Raw genomic sequence first — 10,214 nt, 5'->3', positions numbered from 1 at the left:
TGGCGACACCACGGCGCCCGAACTGCGGCTGATCACCTGCGGCGGCGACCTGCGGGACGGACACCGCCCCGACAACATCGTCCTGTACGCGGACCTCGTCCGGACCTCTCCGCCCCGCTAGGCCCCCTCAGCCCCTGGCCCCGCCAGGTCCGCGACGACCGCCAGGTGGTCGGAGGGCCAGACGCCGGCCACCGGGCCGGTGCCCGCGCGCCGTACGGAACGGACGCTTCCCAGGCCGGCGGGGCCGGGTGGGCCGACGTGGATGTAGTCGATGCGGATGCTCGACTCGCCGTCGGCGTGGGACACGTACGGGTTGGCCGTGTCCCAGGTGCCGTCCGGTGTGCCGGGGGCGGCGTGGTCCCAGGCGTCGTGGAGGGGCACGGTGCGCAGGAGCCGTACCCCCTCGGTGTCCGGGCGGGCGTTGAAGTCGCCGGTGACGACGGGCGGGTGGGCGGTGCCGTGCCGGTGCGCGGCGACGAAGCCGGCGAGGGCGGCGACCTGGTCGCGGCGCACCTGGGCGGCGTGGGAGGCCGAGGTGAGGTGGGTGGTGAAGAACGGGACTTGGTGGACGGGCGCGTCGAGGCGGGCGTAGAACGCGAGCCGTCCGTCGTCGAGTTCCGCGGGGACGGGCAGGCGCAGCACGGCCCGCTCCACCACGGGCCAGCGGCTGAGGACCGCCGTGCCGATGCCGACCGTGTCGTCGCCGAGCCGGCGCTGCCAGCGCTCGGGTGCGGGCGAGGGCGCCCAGGCCCAGTGCAGGCCGAGTTCGCCGGCCAGCCATCCGGCGAGGTTCTCGTCCTCGGTGGCCCACACCTCCTGGAGTCCGACGACGTCGGGGTCGAGGTCGCGCAGGACGGCGAGGATCGCCTTGCGCCGGTCGGCCCACGGGCCGAACCGCCACCACAGGTTCCAGGTCACGACCCGCACGCCCGCACCACCCGTCTGTCCGCCCGTCCGCAGCCTCCCCTTCAGGTTTTCCAGCGAACATGGAGGCACACGAGACGGGATGGTGAACGAACGATGTCGTCCTACGCCGAGACCAAGTACCGGGCCGTGACGGCCTTCCAGCGCCGGCTCAACGCGGTCGTGCGCCGGCTGCCGGTCCAGACCCTGCTGGAGACCACCGGCCGCGTCTCCGGTCTCCCCCGCCGCACGCCCGTCGGGGGACGCCGGGTCGGGGACTCCTTCTGGCTGGTGTCCGAGTTCGGGGAGCGGGCGCAGTACATCCGCAACATCCGGGCCGATCCGCGGGTGCGGGTGCGGATCCGGGGCCGCTGGCACGCGGGGACGGCCCACCTGCTCCCCGACGACGACCCGGTCGCGCGCCTGCGCGGCCTGCCCCGCCTCAACAGCCTGGCCGTACGGGCGATGGGCGTCGGGGCGGGACTGCTGACGGTCCGGGTCGACCTGGAGAGGTGAGGGTGCTGTGATCGGCGTCTCCCACGGCTGACGTGGTCGGCATGAACAAGGCAAACTGGCCTCGTTGCTCAGGATGTCTAGGGGGACGGCATGGACGGTGGACCGCGGGTTCCGGAGCAGCGGCTTTCCGGGGACCCGGCGGGGCCGGAGCAGTCGGCCGGGCTGCGCTTCGGTGTGCTCGGGCCGGTGCGCGCCTGGCGCGGCGACGCGTCGCTGGCCACCGGGTCCCCGCAGCAACGCGCGCTGCTGGCCGCCCTGTTGCTGCGCGAGGGCCGTACGGCGACCGCGGCCGAGCTGATCGACGCCCTGTGGGGCGAGGAGCCGCCGTCGCAGGCGCTGGCGGCGGTGCGGACGTACGCGTCGCGGCTGCGGAAGGTCCTGGACCCCGGTGTGCTGGTGAGCGAGTCGGGCGGGTACGCCGTGCGCGGGCTGGACGGCGGCGCCCTGGACCTGTCGCTCGCCCAGGACCTGGCCGCCGACGCGGAGAAGGCGCGGGCCGCCGGGGATCCGAGCGGCGCCCGTGAGGTGCTGGTGCGCGCGCTGGCCCTGTGGGACGGGGAGGCGCTGGCCGCCGTACCGGGCCCCTACGCGCAGGCGCAGCGGGCCCGGCTGGAGGAGTGGCGGCTCCAACTCCTCGAAACCCGCCTGGACATGGACCTGGAGCTGGGCTGCCACGCGGAGGCCGTCTCGGAGCTGACCGCGCTGACCGCCGCGCATCCGCTGCGCGAGCGGCTGCGGGAGCTGCTGATGCTCGCCCTGTACCGCAGCGGGCGCCAGGCGGAGGCGCTGGCCGTGTACGCGGACACGCGGCGCCTGCTCGCCGACGAGCTGGGCGTCGACCCGCGGCCCGGTCTGCGGGAGCTTCAGCAGCGCATCCTCCAGGCGGACCCGGCCCTGGCGGAACCGTCCGCGCCGGCCGCGGAGTCGACCGCGGTGCCGGTCCGCCCGGCCCAGCTGCCCGCCTCCGTACCGGACTTCACGGGACGCGCGTCCTTCGTGCGGGAGCTGAGCGAGGTGCTGGGCTCGGCGTCCGGCGCCGAGGGCCGGGTGATGGCCGTCTCCGCGCTGGCGGGCATAGGCGGCGTCGGCAAGACGACCCTCGCCGTGCACGTCGCCCACCAGGCGCGGGCCGCCTTCCCGGACGGGCAGCTCTACGTCGACCTCCAGGGCGCGGGCGCGCGGTCGGCGGAGCCGGAGACAGTGCTCGGCTCCTTCCTGCGGGCCCTGGGCACGGCCGACTCGGCCATCCCCGACTCGCTGGAGGAACGGGCCGCGCTGTACCGCTCCGTCCTGGACGGCCGCCGCGTCCTCGTCCTGCTGGACAACGCCCGGGACGCCGCGCAGGTACGTCCGCTGCTGCCCGGCACGGACGGGTGCGCGGCGCTGGTGACGTCGCGGGTGCGGATGGTGGGCCTCGCCGGGGCGCATCTGGTCGACCTGGACGTGATGTCCCCCGAGGAGGCGCTGGCGCTCTTCACCCGCGTCGTCGGCGAGGAGCGGGTCGCCTCGGAGCGGGAGGCGGCGCTGGACGTCGTCGGTGCCTGCGGGCTCCTGCCCCTCGCCATCCGCATCGCCGCGTCACGCCTCGCGGCCCGGCGCACCTGGACGGTGTCGGTCCTCGCCGCCAAGCTGGCGGACGAGCGGCGCCGGCTGGACGAGCTTCAGGCCGGTGACCTGGCGGTCAAGGCCACGTTCGAGCTGGGCTACGGCCAGCTGGAGCCGGCCCAGGCCCGCGCCTTCCGCCTCCTCGGCCTGGCCGACGGCCCGGACATCTCCCTCGCGGCGGCGGCAGCGCTGCTGGACCTCCCGGCGGAGGACACGGAGGACCTGCTGGAGTCCCTGGTGGACACGTCCCTCCTGGAGTCGGCGGCCCCGGGCCGCTACCGCTTCCACGACCTGGTCCGCCTCTACGCCCGCGCGTGCGCGGACCGCGACGAACACCCGCCGAGCGAACGGGGGGCGGCGCTGTCCCGCCTGCTGGACTTCTATCTGGCGACGGCGGCGGGGGTGTACGCGATCGAACGGCCGGGGGACCGGCTGGTGGACGGCCTGGAGCCGACCGAGTACCCGGGCCTGACGTTCACCGAGGGCTCGGCGGCACTGGACTGGCTGTACAGCGAGGCGGCACCGCTGCTCGCGTGCGTGCGGCAGTCCGCCGGGACGGAGAGGCTGCGGCGGGCGGTGGACCTGCTGTGGGCGGCCAAGGACCTGACGGAGTCCGGGGCGAACTCTCACCAGTACGAAGCCACGGCCAGGAGCATGTGCGAAGCGACTCGCGCCGCCGCGGACATCGGCGCCGAGGGACGCGCCCGGACGGTACTCAGCGATGTGCTTCTGGTGTCCGGACGCATTCAACAGGCGGAGGGAGAGGCTCAGCTGGCCATGGACCTGGCTGTCTCCGCAGGGGATTCGACGGCAGTCAGCTGGGTGGCCAACAACCGCGGCCTCGTCTGCCTGCACCAGCGGCGGTTCGCTGAAGGGAAGGGACTGTTCGATCAAGCCATAGCGGGGTTCCGGGCCACCGACAACCGGGCGGGAGAAGCCTCCGCGCTGTCGAATCTGTCACGATCCCAACTCGGCATGGGGAACATCCCGGCTGCCGTCGACATAGCCCGGCAGGGCCTGGCCGTATATGCGGAGCTCGGCCGGACCATGCGGCTGGCGAACGGGCACTTCGCCGTGGGCGTCGCGCTGACCAGGGCGGAACGCCACGAAGAGGCGCTCGGCCAGTTCATGGAGGCGCTGGACATCTTCGGCGACCACCGCCAACGGCTGTGGCAAGGCGCCACGAACTACCGCATCGCAGAAGTCCACTTGGCGGCAGGGCGTGCCTCGTCCGCAGCCCAGCACGCCGAACAAGCCCTGGCACTGGGATGCATCGGTGGCGACCGGATGCGGGGCAACGTGCTGGCTCTTCTCGGCCGTGCCCTGTCGGCCCTGAGCCAGGAAGACCGTGCCAAGGCATGCTGGCACGAGGCACTCGGCCTCTACGAGCAGAACGACGCCGAAGAGGCCATTGAACTCCGCGCGTTGCTCGCCCGGGCCACGGCGGGCTAGACACGGGTGTTCAGCATTCGTTTATCTCCATCCGGCACTGTCGTGCATGTCACGCCGTCGCGTCGGGGGGCAGGCGGATGACCAGCGAGCCGGCCGGTTAGTGTGCGGCTCCGCACGCCCGTCCGGTGGCCCTCGGGGGAGCCACCGGACGGGCGTTGCTCACTCGTCACAGCAATTTGAGGAGCGAAGCTCATGAGCGAGCCGAAGAAGGACGCGGCAGCCACGCCGCAGGACAATCACATGCCGAGCCCGCCGGCGGGCGAGGAGCCTGTCACCACTCAGGACAACCACATGCCGAGCGAGCCGGCCAACGAGGCCATCACGACGCTGGACAACCACATGCCCGCCCCGCCCGCCCTGGACCTGGACCGGGACGGCAAGTAGGCCTTCCTCCCGCACGGGGATCGGCCGCGGCGGCGCGGAGGGGGAGCCGTCGCGGCCGACGTGTGTCCGGAATCGGCCACTTCCGGCCAAGGCGTGGCCGGTGTTGTTCGGAAGGGTCGAACGAAAGGGCGTTCGTCACTAAGGTCTCCCCGTCATGTCGGTGTACGTCGGTGATGTCCCCCGGAGGGAGGCCCCGGGCGGTGAGTTCGCGAGGGATGAAGGCGCTGCTCCGTGCGCTCGGCAGGGAGGCCGCCCAGGGCGTCGAGCGGCCGGCGGAGCCGGAGGCCGTGATGCGGGCGTTCTGCCGGGCCATGAGCGTGCGCGCGGGGCGGCCGGTGGAGCTGGTGTTCCGGGCGTTCCCGGCGGACATCCCGGTGTCGGGGCTGCGGCTCGACCTCGGGGACCGGTCCCTCGTCGTGGTCGAGGAACACACCGTCCCGGAGGCCCAGTTGGTGATCCTCGGACATGAGCTGTGGCACGAGGAGCAGGGCGACTGCGGGCACCACGTCGACGGGCTCGCGGACGCGTCCGCACGGGCCGTCGCCCCGCCGCGGCAGGCGTCGGACGCGGTCAGGCGGGCCGCGGAGCAGATCCTCGCCGAGGCCGAGGTGCCGCGCGACGCGCTGCTGGCCGTCGCCGCCCGCGCCGAGTCGCCGGACGATCACGAAGTGGCCGCCGAGACCTTCGGGTTGCTGTTCGGCCGCGAGGTGCGCACCTGGATGCGCGGCCGGTACGCCGAGGGCCCGGTGTCCCCGGCGACGGTGGAGGGCCGCATGAACCTGTCGCTGACCAACCGCGGCGGGCGCCTGCTCTGATGGGCCCGCACTTCCACATCCCCTACGCGCTGCCCACCGTCCTGCTCGCCCTGGCCGTCCTGCTCAAGCTGCCCACCTTCGTGCGGGCCTGGCGCAACCCCGAGGTGCGGGCGACGACCGTGCTGCTGGTGTGCGCGACGTGCGTGCTCGTCGTCGTCACGCCCGTCAACATCGAGCGGCTCAACGCGTGGACCGGCATCCCCAACTTCGCCTCGCCCTGGGCGTACTCGTTCCTCACCGCGTCCGGCGCGACCGGCCTGGCCATGATCACGCGGTGGCGGGAGCCGCCGTCGGAGCGGCGCAGCCGCGGCATCCGCCGTATCCACTGGGCGTACGGCGGGGTCGTGGCCGGGCTGTGGATGACGTTCTTCCTGGCCAGCGTGCCGGAACCGCGCGTGTACGACCTCGACACGTACTACGCCGGCACCCCGTGGATGCGCGAGCACATCCTGCTCTACCTGGGCGCGCACGCGGTGACCGGCATCGTCGCCACGCGGATGCTGCGCCAGTGGTCGCCGACCGTGACGGACCGCTGGGTGAAGTCGGGGGTCGTCTTCCTGCTGGCCGGCTTCGCCGCCGGGCTGGTCTTCGACGCGGCGAAGCTGACCGCGGTGTCGGCCCGGTGGTGCGGGGCGGACTGGGACGTCCTCAGTACGCGGATCGCGCCGCCGTTCGCGCTGCTCCAGGCCTCGCTGGTCGCCGTCGGCTTCATCGTCCCGCAGGCCGGGCCCGCGCTGCGCAACGCGGTGCGCGACCAGCGGGAGTACCTGCGGCTGCGGCCCCTGTGGCGGGCGCTGCGGGTGCTCGCGCCGGCGGCGGCACCGGCGCGGTTCGGGTTCTGGGTGCCGCTGGACCTGCGGGTCATGCAGCGCCAGCAGCGCATCCACGACGCGCTGCGGCTGCTGGCCCCGCACTTCCGCCACGACGTCCACGAGCGGGCCCTCGCCGCGGCGCGGGCCGCGCACGGCGAGGCGCGGGCCCGCGATCTCGCCGGCGCCGTCGCGCTGCGCGACGCCATCGACGGCTACGCGGCCGGTGTCCCGGCGCCCGCGACCGAGCGGTCCCCGGGCATCGGCACCGACATCAGCGACCACATCGGCACCATCTCCCTCGCCCTGTACCGACGGCGTGCCCTCGCCGCCCTCGGCCGCCGGGTGACCAGCACAGAAAGCGGCCTCAACGCCCATGCCCAGTAACCCCGTCGCCCCCCGGCCGCACGCCGTCGTCCTCGGCGCGAGCGCGGCGGGCCTGTTCGCCGCCGCCGCGCTCACCGAGTTCGCGGACGTCACCGTCGTCGAGCGCGACGTCCTGCCCGAGGGGCCCGAGCCGCGCCGGGGCGTCCCGCAGGCCCGGCACGCGCACCTGGTGTGGAGCGGCGGTGTGCGGGCCCTGGGCGAGCTGCTGCCCGGGCTCGTCGACGACGTGGTGTCCCGGGGCGGGCGTCTGGTCCACATCATGGGCGACATGGTGTCCCGGGCCCCCAACGAGGTCTGGTTCCGCCGGTTCCTGGCGACCCACCACCGCAATCTGGTCTGCTCACGCGACCTGCTCGACTCCGTCGTCCGCGACCACGTCCTCAAGAGCGAGCGCGTCACCCTGCTCCAGGACACCGCCGCCCTGTCCCTGGAGGGCGACGCCCGCCGGGTGACCGGGGTGCGCGTCCTGGCCGGCGGCGGCGAGGAGCGGGTGCTGGACGCCGACCTGGTCGTGGACGCGACCGGACGCGGCTCCCGCGCCCCGCAGTGGCTCGTCGACCTGGGCCTGCCCCGGGTCACCGAGCGGGAGGTCGACGCCGGCCTCACCTACGCCACCCGGGTGTACCGCGCCCCCGGCACCACCGCCGACGGCGCCTTCCCGCTGATCAACGTGCAGGCCAACCCGGCCCAGGCGCCGGGGCGGGGCGGCATCATCCTGCCCGTGGAGGGCGACCGGTGGATCGTCACCCTGGGCGGCACGCGGGGCGGCGAGCCCGGCCCCGACCCGGACGCCTTCGTGCCGTTCGCGCTCGGCCTCGCCGACCCGGTCATCGGCGAGCTGCTGCGGGACGCCGAACCGCTCGGCCGCGTCACCGTCACCCGCAGCACCGCCAACCGGCGCCGCTACTACGAGAAGCTGAAGCGCCGGCCCGACGGCTTCCTCGTCCTCGGTGACGCGGTCGCCGGCTACAACCCCGTCTACGGGCACGGCCTGACCGTCGCCGCGCAGGGCGCCCTCGCCGTCCGCCACGTGCTGCGCGGCACCGGCCTCACGGCGCCCGGGACGGCCGGTGCCCTCCAGCGGGCGGCGGCCCGCCCGGTCGCCGGTGCCTGGGACCTGGCCGTCGGCCAGGACGCCTTCTACCCGGGCGCCGCCGACACCCCGCCGACGGTGGTGGAGCGGCTGCTGGCCCGCTATGTCGACCGGGCCGTGGCCACCGGCGCCCGCAGTCCGCGGGCCATGGGCGCCCTGCTCGACGTGATGAGCATGGAGCGGCCCCCGACGCGGCTGTTCTCGCGGGACATGCTGGTGCCGATGCTGTTCGGGCCGAAGAGGCCCCACCTGGACGGGCCGCCGATCACCGAGGCGGAGCGCCGGGCGGCCCGCTCCTGACCGCCGGTCGCGCCACACAACGCCGCGTCACGTCAGCGGCAGGGGGGCCGCGTCGTCCAGCTCGCAGTGGTCGGCGGTCATGCCGGGCGCGTCGAAGGCGAGGCGTACGCGGGTCGCGCTGCCGGCGGGGACGGTGGCCTCCTCGCGGGCGTCGTCGAGCGAGACGTCACCGCCGTCCTTGAAGAAGACGGTGACGGCGAAGGTGTACTCGCGGTCGTTCGGGTTGGTGATCTCGACGGTGGCGTACGGGTCGTCCGCGGTCGCGCAGCTCACGAGTTCCACCGTGGCGGGCTGGAGGGCGCCGGTGGAGCCGCCGGAGCCGCTGTTGTCGTCGTCGTAATCGGAGTCGGAGCCGGAACCGGAGTTGCCGTTCCCGTAGCCGCCGCTCGTGCCGCCGCCGTAGGAGTCGTCGGAGCCGTCGTCCTTGTAGACGTCGCCGTCCGACGAGGACGACGAACTGTCGTGGTCCTGGCCGCTGCTGCTGCAACCGCCCCCGCCGTCACCGCCGCCGTGGCCGTGCCCGTGGCCGCGTCCCGTCGAGAAGCCGGTCAGGCTGAGCACCACCAGTGCCGAGATCGCCGTGAACCTGAAGGCCCGTCCCCGTGTCGTCATGGCCCCCACGCTAGACAGCCGCTGTCACGGTCATGTCACTGCCCTGCCACGGCCGGGCACGCCCGGTGACCGTCGCGGGGCGGACCGCGTCACGTCGTACGGGCGGTCCCCGTGCCCTTCTCCGCGTCCAGCGCGTACACGCAGCGGTCCTTGCTGCACGCGTACACGATGCCGTCCCGCACGACCGGGGAGCCGGTGATCTCGCCGCCGGTCGCCAGCTTCCAGCGCAGCCGGCCGTCGTCGGCCTTCAGCGTGTAGAGGAGGTGGTCGGTGGAGCCGAAGTGGATGCGGCCCTCGGCCACCGCGGGCGCGCCGACGATCTCGCCGCCCGCCTGGAAGCGCCACTTGGGCGTGCCCGTGACGGCGTCCAGCGTGTAGAGGCCCTTGCCGCTGCCCACGTGGACGTGGCCGGCGGCCACCAGGACCGGGTCGGTGGAGGAGCGGCCCTCCGTCGCGATGCGCCAGCGGTCGCGGCCGTCGGTGGCGTCGAGGGCGTACACCGTGCCGAGGTAGTCGGCCAGGTAGACGCCGCCGCCGGTCACCGCGGGGCCCGGCACGAAGACCGGCGGGGACAGGAAGACCGCCGGTGCCTCGAAGTGCCAGCGGACGTGTCCGGAGGCGACCTCCAGCGCGAGGACGCGGGTGCCGGCCGCGACGTACACATAGCCGTCGGGCGCCTGGGCCAGGCGGACCGGCACGCCGCCGCAGGAGGCCGCGTCGCCGATCGGGTACGACCAGCGCTCGTCGCCGGTGCGGGCGTCCAGCGCGCGCAGCCGGGCGTCCTGCCAGACGTACACCGTGCCGTCGTGGACCGAGGCGCCCGCCTCCGGTGACTCGAAGTCGGTCTGGGCGCCGGTGATCTCCCACAGCTTCTGGCCGCCCGAGGCCTCCCAGGCCTGGACGCCGCCGCCGCGGGTGGCGGTGACGACCGTGCCCCGGTCGGCCTGGAGGGAGTAGACCCAGGCGTCCGTCTGGACGCGCCACAGGTCGCCGCCCTCGCGCGCGTCCAGGGCGAAGAGGGTGGGGCCGTCGGAGGCGTGGATACGGCCGTCCGCGACCGCCATCGACCAGGCGACGTCCCGGGTCTTGAAGCGGCGGCGCCCGGTGGCCACGTCCAGGGCGTGCACCTCGAAGGAGGTGACGTAGACGAGGTCCCCGTCGACGGACGGGGTGCCCCACACGTCGTTGGACATGCGGAAACGCCAGGGCCGCCAGCCGCTCGCCGCCGCCTCGGGGGGCGTCGCGGGCGCGGCCGGTGCCGGTACGGACGGGTCGGCGCCGCCCACGCCGGGGCGCGGCCGGGACCAGGAGGCGGCGAGGGCGGACTCCGGCGGGGGC

General features: G+C 74.5%; 9 protein-coding genes and 1 pseudogene. 7 read left to right on the top strand and 3 right to left on the bottom strand.

Annotation, left to right across the window (positions count from 1 at the left end):
* A pseudogene (locus GTW67_RS38615) lies at positions 1-121 on the top strand (class F sortase); the annotation flags it as partial.
* Here the strand turns inward: GTW67_RS38615 and GTW67_RS24470 are convergent.
* Positions 118-927: an endonuclease/exonuclease/phosphatase family protein gene (locus tag GTW67_RS24470; protein ID WP_161166961.1), complete on the bottom strand. Its 810-nt coding sequence runs from the start codon at positions 925-927 to the stop codon at positions 118-120. The pseudogene GTW67_RS38615 and the gene GTW67_RS24470 overlap by 4 nt on opposite strands.
* A gap of 93 nt (positions 928-1,020) precedes the next feature.
* Here GTW67_RS24470 and GTW67_RS24465 point away from each other — a divergent pair, with 93 nt between their 5' ends.
* The 6 genes from GTW67_RS24465 to GTW67_RS24440 all read left to right on the top strand — a co-directional run bounded on the left by GTW67_RS24465 (position 1,021) and on the right by GTW67_RS24440 (position 8,264).
* Positions 1,021-1,419: a nitroreductase family deazaflavin-dependent oxidoreductase gene (locus GTW67_RS24465; protein ID WP_161166960.1), complete on the top strand. Its 399-nt coding sequence runs from the start codon at positions 1,021-1,023 to the stop codon at positions 1,417-1,419.
* A gap of 90 nt (positions 1,420-1,509) precedes the next feature.
* Positions 1,510-4,476, top strand: coding sequence for an SARP-family global regulator AfsR (gene afsR, locus GTW67_RS24460; protein WP_161166959.1), 2,967 nt, complete (start codon positions 1,510-1,512; stop codon positions 4,474-4,476).
* A gap of 192 nt (positions 4,477-4,668) precedes the next feature.
* Entirely contained in the window at positions 4,669-4,860 is a 192-nt protein-coding gene (gene afsS, locus GTW67_RS24455; RefSeq protein ID WP_161166958.1) for a co-regulatory small protein AfsS, read from the top strand.
* Between the two features lie 200 nt (positions 4,861-5,060).
* Positions 5,061-5,675 (top strand): toxin, encoded by a 615-nt coding sequence (locus GTW67_RS24450; RefSeq protein ID WP_161166957.1) that lies wholly within the window; start codon positions 5,061-5,063, stop codon positions 5,673-5,675.
* Positions 5,675-6,871, top strand: coding sequence for an MAB_1171c family putative transporter (locus GTW67_RS24445; protein WP_161166956.1), 1,197 nt, complete (start codon positions 5,675-5,677; stop codon positions 6,869-6,871). Before GTW67_RS24450 ends, GTW67_RS24445 begins: the two co-directional genes overlap by 1 nt.
* Complete coding sequence (locus GTW67_RS24440; RefSeq protein WP_161166955.1) at positions 6,861-8,264, top strand: NAD(P)/FAD-dependent oxidoreductase; 1,404 nt, start codon at positions 6,861-6,863, stop codon at positions 8,262-8,264. The genes GTW67_RS24445 and GTW67_RS24440 overlap by 11 nt, the downstream gene beginning before the upstream one ends.
* A 27-nt stretch (positions 8,265-8,291) precedes the next feature.
* Here GTW67_RS24440 and GTW67_RS24435 read toward each other — a convergent pair whose 3' ends face one another.
* Positions 8,292-8,876 (bottom strand): hypothetical protein, encoded by a 585-nt coding sequence (locus GTW67_RS24435; protein ID WP_161166954.1) that lies wholly within the window; start codon positions 8,874-8,876, stop codon positions 8,292-8,294.
* An 89-nt stretch (positions 8,877-8,965) separates the two neighbouring features.
* Positions 8,966-10,214, bottom strand: a 1,249-nt coding sequence (locus GTW67_RS24430; protein WP_161166953.1) for a BamB-related PQQ repeat family beta-propellar protein, incomplete at its 5' end; no start/stop codon positions are given.

The organism is Streptomyces sp. SID5910 (assembly GCF_009862125.1).
Taxonomy (GTDB): domain Bacteria; phylum Actinomycetota; class Actinomycetes; order Streptomycetales; family Streptomycetaceae; genus Streptomyces.
This window is presented reverse-complemented; position numbering and strand designations above follow the sequence as displayed.

Excerpts from the sequence above, each read along its gene's own strand:
- afsR (WP_161166959.1), top strand. The coding sequence starts at position 1,510 with ATGGACGGTGGACCGCGGGTTCCGGAGCAGCGGCTTTCCGGGGACCCG.
- GTW67_RS24440 (WP_161166955.1), top strand. The coding sequence starts at position 6,861 with ATGCCCAGTAACCCCGTCGCCCCCCGGCCGCACGCCGTCGTCCTCGGC.
- GTW67_RS24445 (WP_161166956.1), top strand. The coding sequence starts at position 5,675 with ATGGGCCCGCACTTCCACATCCCCTACGCGCTGCCCACCGTCCTGCTC.
- GTW67_RS24465 (WP_161166960.1), top strand. The coding sequence starts at position 1,021 with ATGTCGTCCTACGCCGAGACCAAGTACCGGGCCGTGACGGCCTTCCAG.
- afsS (WP_161166958.1), top strand. The coding sequence starts at position 4,669 with ATGAGCGAGCCGAAGAAGGACGCGGCAGCCACGCCGCAGGACAATCAC.
- GTW67_RS24435 (WP_161166954.1), bottom strand. The coding sequence starts at position 8,876 with ATGACGACACGGGGACGGGCCTTCAGGTTCACGGCGATCTCGGCACTG.